At 73.4% G+C, this 21,213-nt stretch carries 20 protein-coding genes and 1 riboswitch; of the genes, 8 read left to right on the top strand and 12 right to left on the bottom strand.

What is annotated here, in order from left to right; translation table 11 throughout:
- Positions 1-26 precede the first annotated feature (26 nt).
- Positions 27-1,559 (bottom strand): peptide MFS transporter, encoded by a 1,533-nt coding sequence (locus tag OG730_RS06945; protein WP_327303372.1) that lies wholly within the window; start codon positions 1,557-1,559, stop codon positions 27-29.
- A 136-nt stretch (positions 1,560-1,695) separates the two neighbouring features.
- Positions 1,696-2,613 (bottom strand): bifunctional 5,10-methylenetetrahydrofolate dehydrogenase/5,10-methenyltetrahydrofolate cyclohydrolase, encoded by a 918-nt coding sequence (locus OG730_RS06950; protein WP_442814846.1) that lies wholly within the window; start codon positions 2,611-2,613, stop codon positions 1,696-1,698.
- A 28-nt stretch (positions 2,614-2,641) separates the two neighbouring features.
- Positions 2,642-2,742, bottom strand: a riboswitch (ZMP/ZTP riboswitch).
- Between the two features lie 89 nt (positions 2,743-2,831).
- On the opposite strand from OG730_RS06950, the gene OG730_RS06955 reads away from it, so the two are divergent.
- Both OG730_RS06955 and OG730_RS06960 read left to right on the top strand, forming a co-directional pair.
- Complete coding sequence (locus tag OG730_RS06955) at positions 2,832-3,593, top strand: class I SAM-dependent methyltransferase (protein ID WP_327303373.1); 762 nt, start codon at positions 2,832-2,834, stop codon at positions 3,591-3,593.
- 213 nt (positions 3,594-3,806) lie between these two features.
- Positions 3,807-5,378, top strand: coding sequence for an RNA polymerase sigma factor (locus OG730_RS06960; protein ID WP_327303374.1), 1,572 nt, complete (start codon positions 3,807-3,809; stop codon positions 5,376-5,378).
- An 18-nt stretch (positions 5,379-5,396) separates the two neighbouring features.
- Here OG730_RS06960 and OG730_RS06965 read toward each other — a convergent pair whose 3' ends face one another.
- The 5 genes from OG730_RS06965 to OG730_RS06985 all read right to left on the bottom strand — a co-directional run bounded on the left by OG730_RS06965 (position 5,397) and on the right by OG730_RS06985 (position 11,668).
- Positions 5,397-7,220 carry a vWA domain-containing protein gene (locus OG730_RS06965; protein WP_327303375.1) on the bottom strand — a complete coding sequence of 608 codons (1,824 nt, stop codon included), beginning with the start codon at positions 7,218-7,220 and terminating at the stop codon, positions 5,397-5,399.
- Positions 7,217-8,278, bottom strand: coding sequence for an ATP-binding protein (locus OG730_RS06970; RefSeq protein ID WP_327303376.1), 1,062 nt, complete (start codon positions 8,276-8,278; stop codon positions 7,217-7,219). The genes OG730_RS06965 and OG730_RS06970 overlap by 4 nt, the downstream gene beginning before the upstream one ends.
- 171 nt (positions 8,279-8,449) lie before the next feature.
- Complete coding sequence (locus OG730_RS06975) at positions 8,450-8,899, bottom strand: SRPBCC family protein (protein WP_327303377.1); 450 nt, start codon at positions 8,897-8,899, stop codon at positions 8,450-8,452.
- 81 nt (positions 8,900-8,980) lie between these two features.
- Complete coding sequence (locus tag OG730_RS06980; RefSeq protein ID WP_327303378.1) at positions 8,981-11,083, bottom strand: phage holin family protein; 2,103 nt, start codon at positions 11,081-11,083, stop codon at positions 8,981-8,983.
- 180 nt (positions 11,084-11,263) lie between these two features.
- Positions 11,264-11,668, bottom strand: a complete 405-nt coding sequence (locus OG730_RS06985) for a hypothetical protein (protein WP_327303379.1) — start codon at positions 11,666-11,668, stop codon at positions 11,264-11,266.
- Between the two features lie 145 nt (positions 11,669-11,813).
- Between OG730_RS06985 and OG730_RS06990 the strand changes: the two genes are divergently transcribed.
- Positions 11,814-12,614, top strand: a complete 801-nt coding sequence (locus tag OG730_RS06990; protein ID WP_327303380.1) for an MBL fold metallo-hydrolase — start codon at positions 11,814-11,816, stop codon at positions 12,612-12,614.
- Entirely contained in the window at positions 12,611-13,261 is a 651-nt protein-coding gene (locus tag OG730_RS06995) for a DedA family protein (RefSeq protein WP_442814847.1), read from the top strand. Before OG730_RS06990 ends, OG730_RS06995 begins: the two co-directional genes overlap by 4 nt.
- Positions 13,262-13,391: 130 nt before the next feature.
- On the opposite strand, the gene OG730_RS07000 is transcribed toward OG730_RS06995, so the two are convergent.
- From OG730_RS07000 to OG730_RS07010, 3 genes are all read right to left on the bottom strand, one after another.
- The gene (locus OG730_RS07000; RefSeq protein ID WP_327303381.1) at positions 13,392-14,507 is read right to left on the bottom strand and encodes an MBL fold metallo-hydrolase; all 1,116 of its coding nucleotides are present in this window, start codon (positions 14,505-14,507) and stop codon (positions 13,392-13,394) included.
- Between the two features lie 66 nt (positions 14,508-14,573).
- Positions 14,574-15,872: an aminotransferase class I/II-fold pyridoxal phosphate-dependent enzyme gene (locus OG730_RS07005; protein WP_327309179.1), complete on the bottom strand. Its 1,299-nt coding sequence runs from the start codon at positions 15,870-15,872 to the stop codon at positions 14,574-14,576.
- A gap of 146 nt (positions 15,873-16,018) precedes the next feature.
- Entirely contained in the window at positions 16,019-16,591 is a 573-nt protein-coding gene (locus OG730_RS07010; RefSeq protein WP_327303382.1) for a TIGR03086 family metal-binding protein, read from the bottom strand.
- Between the two features lie 202 nt (positions 16,592-16,793).
- Here OG730_RS07010 and OG730_RS07015 point away from each other — a divergent pair, with 202 nt between their 5' ends.
- A complete protein-coding gene (locus tag OG730_RS07015) occupies positions 16,794-17,684 on the top strand; it encodes a methyltransferase domain-containing protein (protein WP_327303383.1) in 891 nt (296 codons plus the stop codon).
- A gap of 42 nt (positions 17,685-17,726) precedes the next feature.
- On the opposite strand, the gene OG730_RS07020 is transcribed toward OG730_RS07015, so the two are convergent.
- Positions 17,727-18,542 carry an SGNH/GDSL hydrolase family protein gene (locus tag OG730_RS07020; RefSeq protein ID WP_327303384.1) on the bottom strand — a complete coding sequence of 272 codons (816 nt, stop codon included), beginning with the start codon at positions 18,540-18,542 and terminating at the stop codon, positions 17,727-17,729.
- Positions 18,529-19,098: a PadR family transcriptional regulator gene (locus OG730_RS07025; protein WP_327303385.1), complete on the bottom strand. Its 570-nt coding sequence runs from the start codon at positions 19,096-19,098 to the stop codon at positions 18,529-18,531. The genes OG730_RS07020 and OG730_RS07025 overlap by 14 nt, the downstream gene beginning before the upstream one ends.
- Positions 19,099-19,256: 158 nt before the next feature.
- Between OG730_RS07025 and OG730_RS07030 the strand changes: the two genes are divergently transcribed.
- From OG730_RS07030 to OG730_RS07040, 3 genes are all read left to right on the top strand, one after another.
- Positions 19,257-19,703 (top strand): nuclear transport factor 2 family protein, encoded by a 447-nt coding sequence (locus tag OG730_RS07030; protein WP_327303386.1) that lies wholly within the window; start codon positions 19,257-19,259, stop codon positions 19,701-19,703.
- Positions 19,704-19,778: 75 nt separating this feature from the next.
- Positions 19,779-20,576, top strand: coding sequence for a thymidylate synthase (locus OG730_RS07035; protein WP_327303387.1), 798 nt, complete (start codon positions 19,779-19,781; stop codon positions 20,574-20,576).
- A 116-nt stretch (positions 20,577-20,692) separates the two neighbouring features.
- Complete coding sequence (locus OG730_RS07040) at positions 20,693-21,208, top strand: dihydrofolate reductase (RefSeq protein WP_327309180.1); 516 nt, start codon at positions 20,693-20,695, stop codon at positions 21,206-21,208.
- Positions 21,209-21,213: the final 5 nt, after the last annotated feature.

The following is a 21,213-nucleotide window of genomic DNA, read 5'->3' on the forward strand; positions in this document are numbered from 1 at the left end:
ACCGTCGGGGCGCCCCCAGGCCGCCGTCAGGCCGCCACCGCGACCGCCTCGCGGCTCGCCGCCGCCTCGCCCGTGAGGACCTTGAGCCGCTTGGTGAAGAAGACCATCACCGCGCCGGCCGCGATGACCATGGCGCCCTGCCACAGGAAGTTCCAGCTCTGGCCGATGACCGCGTCGAGCCGGGGCAACTGCGCGCCGATCGCGTCTCCGGTGGCGGCGGCGAGGAACCACACGCCCATCATCTGGTTGGTGAAGGCCCGCGGGGCGAGCTTCGTGGTGACCGAGAGCCCGACCGGGCTCAGGCACATCTCGCCCATCACCTGGATCACGTACACGCCCACCAGCCACATCAGCGAGACCTTGACCCCGCTGGAGGCGATGGCCGCGGCGCCGGACATGACCACGAAGGAGGCGCCGGTCAGCAGCAGGGCCAGGCCGAACTTGAACGGGGTGCTCATGTGCTTGCCCCGGCGCACCCAGAAGGCGGCGAAGACGGGGGCCAGGATGATCACGAACAGCGAGGGCAGCGACTGGGTCCAGCTCGCCGGGATGTGCCAGCCGAGCAGGGACAGGTCGGTCTTCTGGGCGGCGAACAGGTTCAGCTCGTTGCCCATCTGGTCGTAGACCAGCCAGAACAGCGTGGCGGCCAGGAAGAGCCAGACGTAGGCCCGCAGCCGGGTCTTCTCGACCCGGTCGATCTTGGGGCTGCGGTACATCGAGAGCAGCACGCCCGCCGGGACCACCACGGCGACGATCGTCAGCACGAAGGTGATGTTGTCGATGCTCAGCGCGTGCGAGGCGGCCAGCAGGGTGATCAGTACGGCCGTGAAGACCAGGCCGTACGAGGAGGACTTGCGGATCTTGGTCCGCTCGGCGGCGGTGAGCCGGACCACGGGCTCGGCGCGGAGCTGCTCCGAGAGGTGCCGGCCGCCGAGGACGTACTGGACCAGGCCGATGGCCATGCCGACGGCGGCGGCGCCGAAGCCGAGGTGCCAGTTGACCTCCTCGCCGAGGTAGCCGACGACGAGCGGGGCGATGACGGCGCCGAGGTTGATGCCCATGTAGAAGATCGAGTAGCCGGCGTCGCGCCGCTGGTCGTCGTCGGCGGCGTACAGCCGGCCGACCAGCGCGGAGATGTTCGGCTTGAGCAGGCCGGTGCCGATGACGATGAGGACCAGCCCGGGCCAGACGAAGACCGGGTTCGGGACGGCCATCAGGACGTGGCCCGCCATGATGACCACACCGCCCCACAGGACGGCCCGCCGGGCGCCGAGGAACCGGTCGGCGATCCAGCCGCCGGGCAGCGCCAGCAGCGAGATCATGGCCATGTAGACGCCTTCCACGGCCTCCGCGGTGCCCTCGTGGAGTCCCATGCCCCCGTGGCCGCGGGAGGCGGCGAGGAAGTGCACGAGGATGGCGACCATGCCGTAGAGGCTGAAACGCTCCCACAGCTCGGCCAGGACGAGGGTGGCGAGCCCGCGCGGGTGGCGCTTCCTGCCCACCGCGACCGCCGCCGCGTCCGGTGCCGCGTCCGACGCCGGGGGCTTCTGCATATCCATCGAAGGCTTCACATATTCAGTGGAGCCCTGTCTCCCCGGTCCCGGATCGTTCTTTCGGCCCGTTACCGCGGGAAACGGAACGCCCCGGACCGAAGGGCCCGGGGCGTTCGTCGTACCGGAGGGAGCGGGGCGCGGGTCAGAGGTCCGCGAGGGCCAGACCGGCCTGCGCGGCGGCGGCCTGGACGGTCTGCTCCAGCAGCACCGCGATGGTCATCGGGCCGACGCCGCCCGGGACCGGGGTGATCAGGGAGGCGCGGGCGGCGGCCGACTCGAAGTGGACGTCGCCGACGTTGCCCTCGTTGTAGCCGGCGTCCAGGACCACGGCGCCCGGCTTGATGTCCTCGCCGCGGATGAACTCGGCCTTGCCGACGGCGGCGACCAGCACGTCCGCCTGGCGGACGATGGACGGCAGGTCCACGGTGCGGGAGTGGCAGTAGGTGACGGTGGCGTTCTGCTCCAGGAGCAGCATCCCGGCGGGCTTGCCCAGGATCGCGCTGCGGCCCACGACCACGGCGTGCTTGCCGGTCAGGTCCACGTCGTAGGCCTCCAGCAGCCGCATGATGCCGCCGGGGGTGCAGGAGACGAAGCCCGGCAGTCCGAAGCCCATGGCGGCGAAGGAGTGCATGGTGACCCCGTCGACGTCCTTGCCCGGGGCGATGGCCTCGAAGGCGGCGCGCTCGTCGATGTGGTGCGGGACGGGGTGCTGGAGCAGGATGCCGCTGATCTCCGGGTCCTCGGAGAGCGCGGTCAGGGTGGCGACGAGCTCCTCGGTGGTCGTCACGGCGGGCAGCTCCACGTGGCGGGAGGTGATGCCGGCCTTGGCACAGCGGTTCTGCTTCATCCGGACGTAGGTGACGGACGCGGGGTCCTCGCCGACGAGCACGGTGGCCAGGCAGGGCGCGGTACCGGTGCGCTCGGTGATCTTCGCGGCGTACTCGGCGGTCCGCTCCGAGATGCGGCGGGCGAGGGCGGTGCCGTCCATCAGCCGGGCGGTCTGGGCGCCGGGAACGTCCGGGGTGGCGGAAACGGTCGGGGCGGTCGTCTGAGTGGTCATGGGGGCTCCTGAGCGTCGCTGCGGGATCGCGGTTCGCCCAGGCGCGCGGCAGTCGACGTACGGGATGCGGGAGTACGCCGGGCCGCTCCCCGGTGGTGATCCACCCGAACGCCAGTCACGGCCCGCGCCCAGTGTAGGCGAACCCCCGCGGGGCCGGGCGTGGGCCCCCGCCCGGCAATCCGGTGGATGACCGGGGCCGGACCTGGGACGATCGAGGGATGACGCGCACTTTCGACCATCTGGTCGCGGAAGCGGAATCCGTCTCCGTGGACGGCTGGGACTTCTCCTGGCTCGACGGACGCGCCACCGAGCAGCGCCCCTCCTGGGGCTACCAGCGCCTGCTGGCCCGGCACCTGGCGCGGGTCGGCTCCGCCCTGGACATCCAGACCGGAGGCGGGGAGGTGCTCGCCGGAGCCGGGCCCCTGCCCCCGCTGACGGTGGCCACCGAATCGTGGCCACCGAACATCGACAAGGCGACAAGGCTGCTGCATCCGCTGGGCACCGTGGTGGTCGCGGACTCCGACGAGCCGCCGCTGCCGTTCGGCGACGAGGCCTTCGAGTTCGTCTCCAGCCGCCATCCGGTGACGGTCTGGTGGGAGGAGATCGCGCGGGTACTGAAACCCGGCGGCACGTACTTCTCCCAGCAGGTCGGGCCGGCGAGCGTCTTCGAGCTCGTGGAGTACTTCCTGGGCCCGCAGCCGGAGGAGGTCCGGCGGGGCCGGCACCCCGACGACGCGGTCGCCGCGGCCACGAAGGCGGGACTGGAGGTGGTCGATCTGCGCTCCGAGCGGCTGCGGACGGAGTTCCACGACATCGGAGCCGTGATCTACTTTCTGAGGAAGGTGATCTGGATGGTGCCGGGCTTCACGGTCGGGCAGCATCGGGACCGGTTGCGCGAGCTGCACGAACAGATCGCGCACGAGGGCCCGTTCGTCGCACACACTGCACGTTTTCTCATCGAAGCCCGCAAAACGGGCTGACAAAACGGGCGGACGCGACCACCCGCGACCGGGTCTCCGGTCACGGCGTGGCGCAGGTCACTCAATTCAGCGCGTAACGAATCTACTCGGGCATGCGATGAACCGACAGGTGTCCTCGTGCGGCCCGGAATACAGACCCCCCTCGGGTCTGTTTCCCGAGTTCGCGCGATGATGTCCCGCCACCCCTTATCTGTTCGCAACGAGAGGCTCCTTGTGTCGCTCAGCCCGTCCCGTACGTTCCCCACGGAAATCGCCGAATCAGAGGCCCTGGTCGCGCTTGTCGAGCGCGGCCGCGAGCAGGGTCACATCAACGGTGATGACGTGCGCCAGGCCTTCGAGGCCGGCCGCATCCCGGTGGACCAGTGGAAGCGGGTCCTGCGCAGCCTGAACCAGGTCCTGGACGAGGAGGGCGTCGCGCTGCACGTCAGCGCCGCCCCCGCCACGAAGGCTCCCGCCAAGAAGGCGCGCAAGGCGGCCGCCGCCCCGGCGCGCGTCGCCAAGAAGGCCACCGCCCCGCCGCGCCTCATCGGTGCGCGCAAGACGGCGGCCCCCGCCACCGCCGCGGCGATATCCGACCCGTCGGCCTCCGGGACCGAGGAGGAGGTGGCGGCAGAGGCCGCCGCCGCGCCGAAGAAGCGTGCGGTCAAGAAGACCGCCGTGAAGAAGACCGCCGTGAAGAAGACGGCCGCCACGAAGAAGACCGCCAAGGACGGCGACGAGGGCGACGCCCCCGTGGCCGAGGGCGAGGACTGGGCGGCCGAGGACCTGGACGAGGGCGACGAGAAGGAGACGCCCAAGACGGGCGGCAGCGCCGGCTTCGTCCTGTCCGACGACGACGAGGACGACGCCCCGGCCCAGACCGTCATGGTCGCCGGTGCCACCGCCGACCCCGTCAAGGACTACCTCAAGCTGATCGGCAAGGTGCCGCTGCTCAACGCCGAGCAGGAGGTGGAGCTCGCCAAGCGCATCGAGGCCGGTCTCTTCTCCGAGTACAAGCTCGAAGAGGAGGAGGACCACAAGCCCGCGTTCAAGCGCGAGCTGGAGATCCTCGTCGAGGACGGCCGCCGGGCCAAGAACCACCTGCTGGAGGCCAACCTCCGTCTCGTGGTCTCCCTCGCCAAGCGCTACACCGGCCGCGGCATGCTCTTCCTGGACCTGATCCAGGAGGGCAACGTCGGTCTGATCCGCGCCGTGGAGAAGTTCGACTACACCAAGGGCTTCAAGTTCTCCACGTACGCCACCTGGTGGATCCGCCAGGCGATCACGCGTGCGATGGCCGACCAGTCCCGCACCATCCGCATCCCCGTCCACATGGTCGAGATCATCAACAAGCTGGCCCGTGTCCAGCGCCAGATGCTCCAGGACCTCGGCCGGGAGCCCACTCCGGAGGAGCTGGGCAAGGAACTCGACATGACCCCCGAGAAGGTCATCGAGGTCCAGAAGTACGGCCGCGAGCCGATCTCCCTGCACACCCCCCTGGGTGAGGAGGGCGACAGCGAGTTCGGTGACCTCATCGAGGACTCCGAGGCGGTCGTGCCGGCCGACGCGGTCTCCTTCACCTTCCTCCAGGAACAGCTCCAGTCCATCCTGGGCACGCTCTCGGAGCGCGAGGCGGGCGTGGTCTCGATGCGCTACGGCCTCAACGACGGCCAGCCGAAGACCCTCGACGAGATCGGCCGCGTGTACGGGGTCACCCGTGAGCGCATCCGCCAGATCGAGTCGAAGACCATGTCGAAGCTCCGTCACCCGTCGCGCTCGCAGGTGCTGCGCGACTACCTCGACTAAAACCGGGGTGCACGCCCCTCAGGCCAGTCGGAAGACCGGCCCGCGGGGCGTGAACGGCAGGGAGGCGCCCTGCGGGATCAGGTAGGCGTGCTCGCGCCGGATCCGCAGGGTGTCGCACTCGCCGTCCGTGATCACGAGGACCGGGGCGCCGGGCGGGAAGTCCTCCGCCCGGTGCAGCAGGTCGATCCCCGGTTGCAGGACCGTGCCGCCCCGGCCGCGCACCCGGACCCGTCCGGCGATCTCGGTGGGTGGCAGATAGCCCGCGTCGTACGGCGCCGCGTCGCAGAACACGACGCGGGCGGCCGGTACGTCGCGGGCTTCCGCGTACGAGGCGATGGCGCCCAGCGCCTTGCCCAGCAGGGCGGCGTTCATCGACCCCGAGGTGTCGAGGACCACGCCGAAGGTGCAGCGGGCCACCTCCTCGGGCGGGAAGTACCGGCCCGCGCGCGGGATGTCCGGGGTGGAGGCCTGCCGGCGGGCCGGGCGCGCGTAGGACCGTACGGCCACGGGCCGCGGCACGTACTCGTCGAACCAGCGGGCGAGCGCCGCGTCCCACGGCACCGGCGGGTGGGCCAGCGCCCGGATCTCCTGGATCAGCCCGGCGGGCAGCAGTCCGCGTTCCCCGTACGCGTGCAGGTCGAAGCCCTGGACCAAACCGCGCCGGTAGAACTCGTCCAGGTCCGTGTACGGGCAGCTGGCCGGGTGCGGCAGCGGCTCGCCCAGGATGTCCCCGCGGCCCTTGCCGCGCAGGGTGGCGAGGCGGCGCATGCGGCGCAGGTCGGTGGTGATCCGGTCGTAGACCTCCTCGACGGAGAGGTCAGCCAGCTCCGGGTCGTGGAGCAGCCCTTCGGGCATTTCGCCGACCGCCATCTCCACGAGCCAGCCGTTGACCACGTAATCGGCGGCCACGTTGTGCAGGTACGGATCGCGGGCGCCGCGGCGTTCCCCGTGGCGCAGGGCGGCGTGCAGCATCTCGTGGGCCAGAATGAACCGCCATTCCCCGTCGGTGAAGGCGCGCAGCGGGTTGACGTAGATCTCCCCGGCGCTCGCGCTGACGGCGGCGATGTCGATGCCCTGGGCGCGGGCCAGCTCGGCGTCGGCGACGATCTTCAGCCCGGCGGCGAGCCCCCCGAGCAGCGGGTACGAGGAGACGAACCAGTTCAGGGCCCGGTCCCAGGGGCGGAGGCGGACATGCTCCCCGGTCACCCGGTCGCGGCGGCCGCCGGCCGTGTCCATGGCGGCCGAGACGCTGCGGGTCAGGGCGTGCGCGAAGGCGGTCTCCCAGTCGGGGACCGTGGTGTTCCACGCCCGCCAGGTCACCAGGACCTGGTCGGGGTGGTCTCCGGCGGTGCCGCAGTGCTCGTGGGCGGCGGGGACGCCGTCGCGGCGCCAGCGGGCGGCGAGCAGCTCCTCGTCGCCGCCGGGGTGCTCGGCGGGCAGGCTTTCCGGGGTCCAGCCGGGTGCGAAGCCCGCCAGGAAGCGGTTGACGACGGCGCAGCGGGCGGCCAGGTCGAAGCGGTCGGGCTGGGGGCGGTGCTCCTCCTGGGCGGCGGGGACGTGTCCGAAGCCGAGGTGGAGCAGGGCGTGGGAGAGGGTCCAGGCCCATTCCCGGGGCGTGGCGCGCCGGGTGGGGTGGACGTGGACGGTGCCGTTGGAGTCCACGGCCGCGAGTCCCCCGGCGGGGGTGGCCGCGCACTTGGCCTGCCGGCAGATGGTGGCGGAGACCGCGGCGAGGGCCGGGTTCCGCTTGACCAGGGCGAGGCCCTCGGCGAAGGCCTGCTCGGCGGGGTCCGGCTTGGCGTTGCCGGCCTTCTTGCGGGTGGTGCCGGTGGCACGGGTCACCGGCGGGCCTCGACCAGGCGCGGCATGTCGCGGGCCGCCTCGACGAGGAACCAGGCGGGCAGCACGGGCAGGCCGTCGGCGTCGTCCGCGATGACGGTCTGGGCCACCTCGACGGAGATCTCGGCGAGCTGGACGAGGAGGGACTTGGCCCGGTACGCGGTCTGCCGGACGGCGGGCGAGACGTGTTCGCGCCGTGCGGGCAGCTCCTTGACCAGCCGGCCGCGGAAGGCCTCGGCCAGGTAGTAGAGCAGGTCGCGGTCGGCGAGGCGGGTGGGCCAGTTCGCGTCGCCCTTCATGATCGCCTCTATGCCGAAGGAGTGGCGGACGATCTTCGCGTAGCCGCAGAAGGAGACGGCGTGCGCCGGGGTGAGGGTGCCGTGCGCGATGACCTTGAGGGTCGTTTCGTCCAGGCCCTGGCCGAAGGAGTGCAGGGCGTCGGAGAGCATGTGCCAGGACCGCGGCGTGGAGAACGGCTCCTCCGTCTTGGGCGGCTGCGACCACAGGTGGTCGGGCCGGTCGGTGAGGTAGTCCGTGACCCACGGGTGGATGCCGTGCTCGCCGGCCCAGACCAGCCAGTCACCGGCGGAGGCGTTCAGATGGACGTGGGTGAGCCGGTTGACGAGCGCGGAGGCGATGGGGCGGGCCAGGGCGTTGTCGGTGGCCCGGTTGCCCGCGCCGATGACGATGGAGCCGGCGGGCAGCTCGTAGGAACCGATCCGCCGGTCGAGGATCAGGGAGTAGAAGGCCTTCTGCACGTCGGGGCCCGCGGCGTTGAGCTCGTCGAGGAACAGGCAGTACGGCTCCTCGCGGGCGATGGCCTCGGGCGGGCAGAACACCGAACGCCCGTCACGGATCTGCGGTACGCCGATCAGGTCCTCCGGCGCCAGCTGGGTCCCGAGCAGGCTCACGCACTCCAGTCCCAGCGAGTCGGCGAACGTGCGCACGAGCGAGGACTTGCCGATGCCGGGCGCCCCCCAGAGGAACACGGGCCGCACGGTGGCGAGGCCGAGGAGCAGTTCGGGGAGCTGGGCGGGGGTGACGGTGACGGCAGCCTGCACGGGTGGGGATGTCCTTAGGGAGTCCGGGATGCGGATACGGGGTACCGGACCGGGTCCGGGTACGCGGTGCGCCCAGTGTGGGTGTACCGCGTGTCCCGAAGCATCCGGTTTTCCCCGGGGCGCCCGTCCGGAGCCCTGAGCCCCGGAGCCCTCAGCCCCGGAGCGCCGCGCTCAGGCCGCGGAGTGTTCCAGCAGGTGCTTGAGCTTCTCCTCGCTGCGGGGCATCTCCTTGCGGACCATGGGCTTGACCGCGAGCGGGACGAGCGCCCTGCCCAGGCCGTGGCCCTCGAAGTCGAGGGCGATGGTCACGCGCGAGCGGGTGCCTCCATCGAGGGATTCGATGCGGCCCCGTACGTCCGGCCGGACCGGCCCCTCGACCCCGTGGAAGTGCCAGCTCCTCGGCGGGTCCATCTCCAGGACCTCCATGGTCGTGGGGATCGCGCGCCTGCCGATCTGGCGGGTGACCAGGACCTTCGACCCCACGTGGACGGGAAGGTCTCCCATCGGCACCGCCGAGACGGCGCTGTCCTGCCACTCCGGCAGGTGCGTGGGGTCCGTGATGTACGCGTACACGTCCTCGGGACTGCGGTCTATGTCGATGGTGTTGCTGATCGCGGACATGGCGACCCCTCGGAGCCCCCCTGATGGCCTCTGTCTCCAAAGTACGCCCGGGGCCGGCGGCCGGCCTGGCCGTATGCCTCGTCAGGCCGCGGGCGCCGGGTCCGTGCCCGGGGCCACGGAGACCTCCGGCGGCGCCTCCGGGGGCACCGGGACCTGGGGGCCGTCCGCCTCGGTGAGCCAGCGGCGCAGGACCTCGTGGACCGCCTCCGCGCCCACCAGCTCCCCGTCCGGCCGGTACACCGGCTCGGACAGTTCCACCGGCCACATCAGGAAGGGGTGGCCCTGCTCCCCGCCCAGGCCGCCGTGCGAGCCGATCTGCTCCTCGAAGGCGTGCACCGTGCCCGCCTCCGGGTCGTAGGCCGAGTTCACCATCACGTCGGCCACGTGCGGGAAGGTGTCGGTCCGCCGGACCGACCGCGCGGCGCCGGGTCCGAAGGGGGCCAGCAGTTCCTCCGCCGCGCCGGGCTCGTCCAGCCGGGCTTCGGCCCCGCCGGCCGCCAGGACGGTCCCGTCGACGAGCAGGAACCCGACCCCGGGATGGTTCGCCAGGGTGGAGAGCAGCGCCGGGTGCGCCCGCTCGATCCGTTCCCTGGACGCGCGCCCGGGCAGGTCCGGGAAGGAGATCAGCCCGAGGTTGCCCGAGGCCAGGACCACCGGGTCCGGGCCCGCCCCCGGACGCGCCTCCTCCTCGGTCTCCTCCACCGGCCGGTGCAGGGCGGCCCGTACGGCGGCCCGTGCCTCGGCGCCGCTGTGGGTGCGGCCGGCCTTCCGGGAGACCGGCAGCCCGCAGCCCGCGCGGACCAGGTCCTTCAGGGTGAGCCCGTACCGGGCCAGGAAGGTCTCCCCCGGGCTCTGGCCGTGGTCCGAGAGCAGCACGATCCGGTACTCGCGCGGCGCGTGCTCCGCGACCCGGGCGATCAGCGCGAGGCTGCGGTCGAGCCGGGCGAGCACCTGCTCGGTGTCCCGCGAGCGCGGGCCCGAGTGGTGGGCGACCTCGTCGTAGGCGACCAGGTCGGCGTAGACCGCGGCGCGCCCGGCCAGCATGTCGCCGATCACCGCGGCGACCACGACGTCGCGCTCCACCACCGTCGCGAAGGCCCGGATGAAGGGGTACAGCCCGCCGCGCGAGACCCGTGGCCGGTCCCCGCGCAACCGGCGGCGCAGCGACTGGGTGATCTCGCGGACCACCTCGGCGACGAAGGAGAGCGCCGTGCGGACCGCGTTGGCCGGGTCGGAGAAGTACGCGAAGTACCCGGCGCGGGAGCGGTTCTGCGGCCCCCGCCGGGCGGAAACGGACAGGACGAGCGCCAGTTGGCCGGCGCCGCCGCTGAAGAGGTTGCCGCGGCTGGCCCCGTCGAGGGTGAGCAGGCCCCCGTCCCCGGTCCGTTCGACGGCCCGCCGCTGGAGCTCGGCCGCGCTGGTGGGCCGGTTGCAGACGACCACCTCGCCGGTGTCCTTCTCGTACCAACGGAAGGCCGGGACGTCGAAGTTGGAGCCGTGCAGGATGCCGAGCTGGCTGGCCCCGGTCTGGCTCGACCAGTCGGTGCGCCAGGAGGTGACGCGGTGGGTGCGGTCGAGCCAGTCGGCCACCGTCGGCATCAGACCGCTGCCGGCCGCCCGCCGCAGCACCTCGTAACCGACCCCGTCGAGTTGCAGGAACACCACGCCGGGGGCGCGTTCGTCGGCCCCGGGCGCGCCCTCGCGGTGCTGGCGGCGCCGGCGGCGGTCGGCGAGCCGGTAGAGCCGGCGCCGGTAGGCCTCGTCGTCCCGTACGGCGAGGGCCGTGGAGGTCGCGGACGCGACGGCGGACATCACGGCGGCGACCACCACCGCCGTCTCGGGGTCCGCCTCGCCGCGGCCGGCCGGGATCAGGCTGAGCGCCAGCAGCAGCAGCGAGCCGTTGAGGAAGAACACGAGCAGCCCGAGCACCAGGGCCGGGACGAGCAGCAGGGCGCGTACGAGGACCGGCCACACCAGCGCGCTCAGCAGACCGAACGCACCGGCGCCGATGGCGGCCGTCAGACCTATCCGCGTGATGCTGTCGCGGTCGCCGCCCGCGCCCGCCTGGAGCCGGAAGTCGGGGAGGATTCCGGCCAGGACGAGCATGGTGAGGGTGGACACCGCCCAGACGATGACCACGCGCACCAGGGCGCCGCCCGTACTCCGCCACCGGCCTCGCAACACGCCCGACCCACCTCACCAACCGTGGCCCGCACCGCGCCGACGAGCCCCCGTCCCACGGTGTCCAGGCTCGCACAGCGGCGCCCGCCCGGCCGGGTGACACGGGCGGCGGATGTGCGTACGGGCGCGGGGGCGCGATGCGCCGGGGGGACGCGAGGGGGGTGCGAGGGGGGGTGTCCGCGCCTACGTGCCGTCGTATCCGGCGGTCGGCATGGAGAGGCGGCGGTGCACCTCGGCCTTCATCGCGGAGGTGTAGCGCGGCTCGTCGAGACCGGCGGTTTCCAGCCGTACGCCGCGTCGCGCGCACTCGGCGGTGAACTCGTCCACGGAGCGCAGCGCGCGGGTCAGCACCCGGTGGTTGGCGGTGACGAACAGGTCGACGCGGCCGGCGTCGATGTCGTTCCACAGCCCGCAGTGGTCGGCGCGCAGCCCGTAGACGAAGAGTTCGCGGGTCACCACGTATCCCCGGTCGGCCGCCCAGCGGGCACACATGGCGTGCTGGCTCCGGGTGTCGACGGCGAAGGGATCCGTGTCCAGATCCTCCAGCGGGGCCAGGCTGGCGATCGCGGCCACGCGCAGCTCATCCATGCCGCCCGACCCTACTCCGATCCGCCGCCGGGGAGGAGGGGGCGTGGAGCCCCGGTTCCGGGCGGTTTGGGCGGGCAGCCTTTAGGCTCGTACGGGACCCGGTGGCAAGCGGGGCGCGGGATGCGAGGGAGGGGATCAGGGGCCGGTGGAGATCACCTGGTGGGGACACGCCACGTGCACGGTCGAGGACTCCGGTGTCCGGCTGCTCACGGACCCGCTCTTCGCACGCCGTCTGGCGCACCTGAGGCGCCGTCGCGGGGCGGTGCCCCCGCCGGAGGCCGCGGTCGCCGACGCGGTGCTCGTCTCGCACCTGCACGCCGACCACCTGCACCTGCCCTCGCTGGCGCGCCTCGCGCGCGGGACCCGGCTGCTGGTGCCCCGCGGGGCACCGGGCGCGGTGCCGGGGCTGGCGCGGATAGCCGGGGTGCGGGGGCTGGTGGTCACGGAGGTGGCGCCGGGCGACACGGTGGCCGTGCGGGACGGCGTACGGGGCGCGGGCGCCTCGGGCGGCGGCGTACGGGTCCGGGTGGTCAGCGCGCGGCACGACGGGCGGCGGCTGCCGTTCGGACCCCGGCTCGCGCCCGCGCTGGGGTACGTGATCGAGGGCGCGTCGCGGACCTACTTCGCCGGGGACACCGGCCTGTTCGACTCGATGGCCGACGAGGTCGGACCGGTGGACGTGGCCCTGCTGCCGGTGGGCGGCTGGGGACCCAACCTGGGCCCGGGGCACCTGGACGCCGCGGGTGCGGCGCGGGCACTGGCCCTGCTGGCACCGGCCGCGGCGGTTCCGGTGCACTGGGGCACGTACTGGCCGATCGGGATGGACGCGGTGCGGCCGCACGAGTTCCACGCGCCGGGCGAGGAGTTCGCACGGTGTGCGCGGCGGGAGGCGCCGAAGGTGTCGGTGCGGGTGCCCGCCCACGGTGAACGGGTGCGGCTGCCGTGAGCGCCCTGTCCCTGCCTCTGTCCTTGTCCCGGCTTGCGGAGGCGGCCTCGCAGGTCCCGCCGGAATCCACCCAGCAGGCGATCGGCTACCCGACCCTGTTCGTTCTGGTGGCGCTGGGCGCGCTGGTGCCGGTGATCCCGACCGGCGCGCTGGTCAGTACGGCGGCCGTGGTCGCCTTCCACCAGGACTCCCTCCCCTTCGGGCTGTTGCTGGTGTTCGGGGTGTCCTCGCTGGCCGCCTTCGCCGGGGACATGGCCCTGTACTGGCTGGGCCGCCGCGGTGTCCGCTCCCGGAACGGCTCGCGCTGGCTGGAGGCCCTGCGCCGGCGGGCGACCCCGGAACGCCTCGCTCAGGCGCAGCGCAAGCTCGACGAGAACGGCGTCCTGGTCCTGGTGGTCTCGCGCCTCCTCCCGGGCGGCCGCATCCCGGTGATGCTGGCCTGCCTGCTCGCGGAGCTCCCCCTGCGCCGCTTCGCCCGCGGCGACGGCCCCGCCTGCCTGGCCTGGGCGGCGACCTACGGCCTGATCGGCATCGTCGGGGGCTCCCTCTTCGCGGAACCCTGGAAGGGCGTGGCCCTGGCGGTGGCCCTCACCCTCCTCATCAGCGCGGCCCCGCCCCTGTGGCGCCGCATCCGTCCAGGAGGCTGACGGTTCCAGCCTCGCCGGCGTTTGAGACGCGGGGTCCGGGGCGGAGCCCCGGGGGTCCGGGCGCAGCCCGGGGAACGGTGGAAGGGCGGGTAGGGGACAGCCCCGCAGGGCCCCCGGTCCGTAGCCGCGGCTACAGGGCTCGGGACGCCCCGACCGGGAGGTCCCACAGGTGCTCCCGGGGCAGCCCGGTACGGGCCCACGCGGCCCGCACCCGCTGCAGCGGCTCCATCACCGGCTCCGACGAGAGCACGAAGGTCCCCCAGTGCATCGGAGCCATCCGCGTCGCCCCCAGGTCCAGACAGGCCTGCACGGCCTCCTCCGGGTCCGCGTGGACGTCCCGCAGCCACCACCGCGGGGCGTACGCCCCGATCGGGAGCAGCGCGAGGTCGATTCCGGGGTGCCGCCGCCCGATCTCGCCGAACCAGTGCCCGTAGCCCGTGTCGCCCGCGAAGTACACCTTCTTCGCCGCCCGGGGCGCCCCCGCCGCCCCCGCCCACCCGTCGGCGACGCCGATCATCCAGCCGCCCCACAACGTCCGGCACGCGTCCAGCAGCGACCGCTTCGACCAGTGGTGCGCCGGCACGAACTCGAAGCGTACGCCGCCCAGTTCGGCCGACTCCCACCAGTCGAGTTCGGTGACCCGGGTGAACCCCCGGCGCCGGCACCAGCGGGCGAGCCCGGCCGGAACGAAGAGCGGCGTCGCGCGCGGGAGGCGCTTGAGGGTGGGGGCGTCGAGGTGGTCGTAGTGGTTGTGGCTGATCACCACGGCGTCGACCGGCGGCAGTTCCTCCCAGCGCACCCCGACGGGGGTCATCCGGGCCGGGGTGCCGAGGATCCGCCGGGACCAGACGGGGTCGGTCAGTACGGTGAGCCCGCCGATCCGCAGGATCCAGCTGGCGTGCCCGGCCCAGGTGACGGACACCGACCCGGTGGCCACGGCGGGCAGCGGGGCGGGCGCGTAGGGCAGGTCCGGGATGCCGCGCAGCCCCTCCGGGCCCGGCCGGAAGGCGCCCTCGCGGGCGAGCCGGGCGAACGCGCGCAGCCCCGGCAGCGGGGTGGTCAGCCGGTCCGCGAACGAGCGCGGCCACAGCCGGTGTTCCCCGAGCGGCCGAGGCCTCGCGTGCCGGACACCGGCACCGGCACCGGCACCGGCATCGGCATCGGCATCGCCCCGGGAAGCCGTCGGGGGGACGTCCCGGCCTGCCACGGCCCGGGAGGCCGAGGGGGCGTCCGTCTGATCCCTCATCGAGAAGTCTCCGTTCACCGGCGGCAGTCGGGGGTTCCAAGGTGGGGGCGGGGGCCACGGCGCAGGTCAGTCGGACAGCCCGGCCAGGACCGACCGGAGCCGGGCCAGGGAGTCCCGTACGTGGGGCAGGGCGAGGGGGTCGGTCGCGGTGAGCGCCGCGAGCCGCTCCTCCGGGGTGGCGCCCAGCAGCGGCCCGGTCGACAGCCGGACCCGCGGGGCGACGGCCTCGTCGGCGAACCGCTGCCCGCCGGGCGTGGGCGCGCCGAGCCGTCCGCCCAGCCAGTCCTCCAGTTCCATCGCGTCGCCGACCCCCTGCCGGGCGAGCCCCGAGCGCAGCGGGGTCAGATCGGCGTAGAGGTGGCGGCCGGCCTGCGGGGGCCGGGCCAGCGCCCCGGCGGCCAGGAGTTCCCGGTGCGCGGCCCGGGCCACCGCGCCGTGCAGGGCGGCGGCCGCCGCGGCCCGGCCCGCGACGGCGGGGGGCTCGTCGAGGGCGTGCGCGGCCGCCCCGGCGACGGGACCCGCGACGAACCCGCCGGTGGCGGTGAGCACGTCCAGGGTCCGGGCCCGCAGCCAGGTACCCCGCGGGGTGCCGGGGAACCGCACGACGGCGGCGGGCCAGCCCGCGGGCAACAGGGCGCCGGAGAGGTCCACGAGTACGGCGGTGTCGTCCGGCAGCATCTCGGCGGGGCTGAGCACGACGAGCCGGTCGCGGGTGCCCGGGAGCCCGCCGGGGGTGTCCGTACCCGGGCCGTCCGGGCCGTCCGGGCCGCCCAGGCGGCCGTGGACCGGCCGGTGGACGGTGTCGCGCCAGGTCTCGTCGCTGACGACGAACAGCCCGGCGGACGCGGCGGCCTCGCAGGCCTCCCGGAGCAGCTCGGGCGGCGGGACGGTCGCGGTCGGGTCGTCGGCGACGGACAGCAGCAGCACGCGCGGGTCGCCGCCCTCGGCGCGCACCCGGCGCACGGTCTCCAGCAGGGCGTACGGGTCGGGCACGCCGCCGCACTCGGCCGGGGTCGGCACGTGGTAGGCCCGCCGTCCCAGCAGGCGGACCTGCGGCGTCCACCAGGCGGGACAGGGGCGGGGCAGCATCACGTCGCCGCCGTACGCGCCGAGCAGCGCGAGCAGCAGGGCGGGCGCGCCGGGGCCGGCTGCCACGTGGTCGGGGTCGGTGGGCAGACCGCGTCTGCCCCAGTGCCGGGCGGCGGCGGCCCGTACGGGCACTCCCCCGCCGGCCGGCTCGGGGGCCGACCGCCAGGCGGCGGACGCGAGGACGGCCGTGAGCTCGGGCAGCACGGGCAGGCCGGGCTGGGGTGCGGGCGGACCGTAGCGGACCTGGCCCCGGCCCTCGGCCGTCGTGCGCTGGATCCCCGACACCGCGCGCCACCTCTCCCTGCCGTTCCCGCGCTCCCAACCATGCCTTTATACGGTTATTCGTCCGCAGTCGCCCGTTGTACGTCGGCCGTTGTGCGTCGGCCGTTGTGCGTCGGCCGTTGTGTGCCGGCCGTCGCGCGTCAGCCGCTCCTCCCGAGCAGCGCGAGCAGCCGGGTCTGGGCGTTCGCCCCCGCCGGCACCTCCAGCGGAGCCGCGTACATGCCGCTCGCGGCCAGTCCGTCGGCGTACGGCATGACCTCCTTGATGGAGAACTCGACGAGGCCGTCCGGCAGCCGGTCGTCGGCGCCGATGCCCCGCGCGAGGTCCCAGGCGTGGACCACGCAGTCGGCGGTCAGCTCCGAGCAGTACGCCGACCCGAGCGCGGGCCCGTACGAGAGCCGGACGGTGCGCTCCAGCGCCCCGGGGATCTCGAAGGCCGTGTGCGCGGCGGCCGAGGCCTCGTCCCAGGCGGCGGCCGGGTCCGTACCGAGCACGTCGCCGTTGAAGGTGGCGCCGATGTCCTCGACGGTGCGGCCGTCGGTGACCAGGGGCGGTATCCAGAGCTGTTCGGCGGTGACGTGGTTGACCAGCTCGCGCACGCTCCATTCGCTACAGGGTGTCGGCGCGTCCCACTGCGCGTCCGAGACCGAGTGGACGTACCGACCGAAGAGCCGCAGCGCCTCGGCGTGCCGCTCCAGCAGCGGGTCCGGCATGGATCTCACCGTCCTTCGTTCCCCCGGATTCACTGTCCTCGCCCCGGCCGCCACCTGCCACCCACTCGGCCAATCCCCTTGGCACACAAGGATGGTGTCCACATGTCAAAACGCATATCTCAGATGACGAACTGATCCCTTACGGTGAAACCAACGCCTCGACAGGCCTCGACAGCACTTTCGACGACGAAGGAGCACGTCCATGAACGCCGCTGAAGCCACTGAAGCCACCGATGCCACCAAAGCCACCGACAGCGCCGCCGCCGCTCACACCGCGGAGCCCGCGCACGAGACCGCGGTCTACACCCACGGACACCACGAGTCGGTGCTGCGCTCGCACCGCTGGCGCACCGCCCAGAACTCCGCCGCGTACCTGATCGGCGCGCTGCGCCCGGGGATGGCCGTCCTGGACGTGGGCTGCGGCCCTGGCACGATCACGGCGGACCTGGCGGAGCTGGTGGGGCCCGAGGGCCGGGTCACGGCGGTGGACGCGGCGCGGGACGTGGTCGACCAGGCCGCCGCGTACGCGAAGGAACGCGGCCTGACCGGCATCGAGTTCGCCACGGCCGACGTCCACGCGCTGGACTTCCCGGACGACTCCTTCGACGTGGTCCACGCCCACCAGGTGCTGCAGCACGTGGGCGATCCGGTCCAGGCCCTGCGCGAGATGCGCCGGGTGTGCCGGCCGGGCGGGATCGTCGCGGCGCGGGACGCGGACTACGCGGCGATGACCTGGTACCCGGCGGCTCCGGGGCTGGAGGAGTGGCTGGACCTGTACCGGCGGGTGGCCCGCGCCAACGGCGGCGAGCCCGACGCCGGACGCCGCCTGCGCGCGTGGGCGCGGGAGGCGGGCTTCACTGACGTGACCTGTACGGCGACCTCGTGGTGCTACGCGACCGCGGAGGAGGCCGCCTGGTGGTCCGCGCTGTGGGCGGACCGTACGACGGCCTCCGCCTACGCGGGGATCGCGACCGGCGGCGGACACGCGACGCGGGCGGATCTGGCGGCCGTCGCGGACGCCTGGCACACCTGGGGCGCGGACCCGGACGCCTGGTTCTCGGTGCTGAACGGCGAGATCATCTGCCGCGCCTGACCCCGGCGGGTACGCCTTTCCTGACCCCGGCGGGCGCGCCCTTCAGGCCGCCAGGCGTACGGGGAGCAGCTCGGGCCGCTTGGCCGTACGGCCGTCTCCGGAGGAGCGCCCGCGCAGCCGCCGCCCGATCCAGGGCCCGGCGAAGCCCACGGCCCACCGCAGTTCCCCGGCGACGCCCCGCAGGCCCGCCGGGGCGGCGGGAGCCGGGCCGGGCAGCGGGCGGGTCCACGCATCGTCACTGCCGGGCAGCCCCAGGGCGTGCGCGACCCCGGCGGCGATCATCGCGTGGCCGGACGGGGCGGCGTGCAGCCGGTCCGCGCTCCACATCCGCGGGTCGGTGGAGGCCTCGTGGCGGGCGAAGTCCGCGACGGCCACCCCGTGCCGCTCCGCGGCCCGCCGTATCCGGTCGTTCAGCGCGGTGACGCGCGGGGCCGCTCCCTTCGCGAGCGGCACGAGCTTCGCGATGTCGGGAAAGGTGACGGTGGCGACGCGGGCGCCCTGCGCGGTGAGCGCGGCGAACATCGCCTCCAGGTGCCCGGCGACCTCGTCGGCGTCGAACCGGGGCCGCAGCACGTCGTTGACCCCGGCGACCACCGTGGCCAGGTCGGGGCGGAGCGCGAGGGCCGGCCCGAGCTGCCCCTCGCGGACCCCCGCCGCGAGGCGGCCCCGTACGGCCAGGTTGGCGTAGAGCACGTCGGGCTCGTGGACCGCGAGCAGCTCGGCGAGCCGGTCGGCGCAGCCGCGCAGCCCGGTGCGGTCGTCCCCGTCGCCCACGCCCTCGCTCTGGCTGTCGCCGAGAGCCACGTACCGGGCGTACCGGGCGTGCCCGGTCGGCCGTCGCTGCTCAGTGCTCTCCACGGGATGCCCGCCTCTCGTTCAGGATGATCGTGGTGCGCTCGTACCAGGCCCGGTTGGCCCGCTCGAACTCCAGGCCGCGCAGGCAGGTGAGGTAGGGGCCGATCCGCGCGCCGTGGCGCAGGAACTCCTCCTCGGTGCGCTCACCGCGCATCGAGCGCAGCAGCTTCTCGAACAGCTCCGCCTTGGCCGTCGCGAAGGCGGTCCGCTCCGCGAGCTGCGCGATCAGCCCCGCCGTGTCGACGTGCTCGGCCGCCTGGACCTTCACGAGCAGGTCGTCGCGGATGACGCAGGGCTTGGTCTCGGCGGCGGTGAAGCGCTCCAGCTCGGCCAGTCCGGCGTCGGTGACCTGGAACAGCCGCTTGTTCGGCCGGGTGTCCTGGACCACCTCGCGGCCCGCGATGAAGCCCTCCCGCTCCAGTTTGGCCAGCTCGGTGTAGAGCTGCTGGGGCAGGGCGTGCCAGAAGTTGGCCACGCCCGTGCCGAACGCCTTGGCCAGCTGGTAGCCGCTCAGCTCCTCGTCGAGCAGCGCCGCCAGTACGGCGTGGCGCAATGCCATCGGTCGGTCTCCTCGGGATCGTGCGCGGCAGCTTCTTCATCAAGGACGCCGCCTTCTCAAGGACGCCGTCTTCTCAAGGACGCCGTCTTCTCAAGGACGCCCGGGCCATGATAGTCAAGAAAGTGAGTAATCACATCGGTGACTATCGAGGAGTCTTCATGAGTACCGACACCAGCACGGCCGACCGCTTCCGCGCCGCCGTGGCCGGCCATGACCTCGCCGCACTGGACGCGCTGTTCACTGACGACGTCCGGCTCAACAGCCCGGTGAAGTCGAAGCCCTTCGAGGGCAAGCCGGCGGTACTGGCCCTCTTCCGCGTCCTGCTGCGCACGTTCGAGGGCTTCCACTACGTCGGGCACTTCGACGGCAGCGTCCAGTCCGCCGGTGTCCCGTTCGGGGCGGAGGGAGCCGAGGGACCGGCGACCGTACTGCCGTTCCGGACCACCGTGGGCGACCGCCAGGTGCACGGGATCGACATGCTGCACCTCACGCCGGAGGGCCTGATCGACGAGATCACCGTGATGCTCCGCCCCCAGACGGCGGTCGTGGCGGTCGGCGAGGCGGTCCTGGCCGGCCTGCTCACCGACGGCGTGGTGACCGGCTGACCCGCCCGACCGGCCTGCTGACCGGCCCGACCGGCTGACAGGACCTCCGGCGGCAGCCCAGTAGACTCGGTGCCCGTGGCGGATACCCAGTACGAAGACCTGTTGAAGCTGGTGCTCACCTCCGGGACGGCGAAGGCCGACCGGACGGGCACCGGCACCCGGAGTGTCTTCGGGCACCAACTGCGTTACGACCTCTCGCAGGGGTTCCCCCTGGTCACCACCAAGAAGGTGCACCTCAAGTCGATCGTGTACGAGCTGCTGTGGTTCCTGCGCGGCGAGTCCAACGTCGGCTGGCTGCGCGAGCACGGCGTCACCATCTGGGACGAGTGGGCCGACGAGAACGGCGACCTCGGCCCGGTCTACGGCGCCCAGTGGCGCTCCTGGCCCACCCCGGACGGCTCGCACATCGACCAGATCAGCGAGGTCCTCGACACCCTGCGCCGGGACCCGGACTCCCGCCGGATGATCGTCTCCGCCTGGAACGTCTCCGAGCTGTCGAAGATGGCGCTCGCTCCGTGCCACGCCTTCTTCCAGTTCTACGTGGCCGACGGCAAGCTCTCCTGCCAGCTGTACCAGCGCAGCGCGGACCTGTTCCTCGGCGTGCCGTTCAACATCGCCAGCTACGCCCTGCTCACCCACATGGTGGCCCAGCAGGCCGGCCTGGAGCCGGGCGACTTCATCTGGACCGGCGGCGACTGCCACATCTACGACAACCACGTCGAGCAGGTCACCGAGCAGATCTCCCGTACCCCGTTCGAGTTCCCCGAGCTGAAGCTGCACCAGGCCGACTCGCTGTTCGACTACACCTACGGCGACGTGAAGGTGGCCGGCTACCAGCACCACCCGGCCATCAAGGCCCCGGTCGCGGTATGAGCCTCGACACCAACGCCGGCACGGACACCGGCACGGACACCGGCGCCGACGCAGGCACGGACGCCGGTACGGACGCCGGCACCGGAATCGGTACGGACACCCCCGCGGGCACCGGCATGAGCGTCGGGCTGATCTGGGCGCAGAGCTCCGCCGGCGTGATCGGCGCGGACAACGGGATCCCCTGGCGGCTGCCCGAGGACATGGCGCACTTCAAGGCCACCACCCTCGGCCATCCGGTGGTGATGGGCCGCAAGACCTGGGATTCGCTGCCGGTCCGGTTCCGCCCGCTGGCCGGGCGGCGCAACATCGTGGTGACCCGCGATCCGGACTGGGCCGCGGAGGGCGCGGAGCGCGCCGGGTCCATCGACGCGGCCCTGGAGCTCGCGGCGGGCGGGGCCGGGCAGCAGGAGACGGCCGCCCCCGCCGCCGCCTGCTGGGTGATCGGCGGCGGTGAGGTCTACCGCGCCGCGCTGGCCCACGCCGTCATGCTCTCGGTGACCGAAGTCGATACGCAGGTCATCGGCGACACCCACGCCCCGGAGCTGGACCCGGCGTGGACCGTCGCCGGGGACGGCGGCTGGCAGTCCTCGGTGACGGGCCTGCGCTACCGCATCCGCACCTACGCCCGGTAGGGCTG

The sequence above is a fragment of the Streptomyces sp. NBC_01298 genome (assembly GCF_035978755.1).
GTDB lineage: Bacteria > Actinomycetota > Actinomycetes > Streptomycetales > Streptomycetaceae > Streptomyces.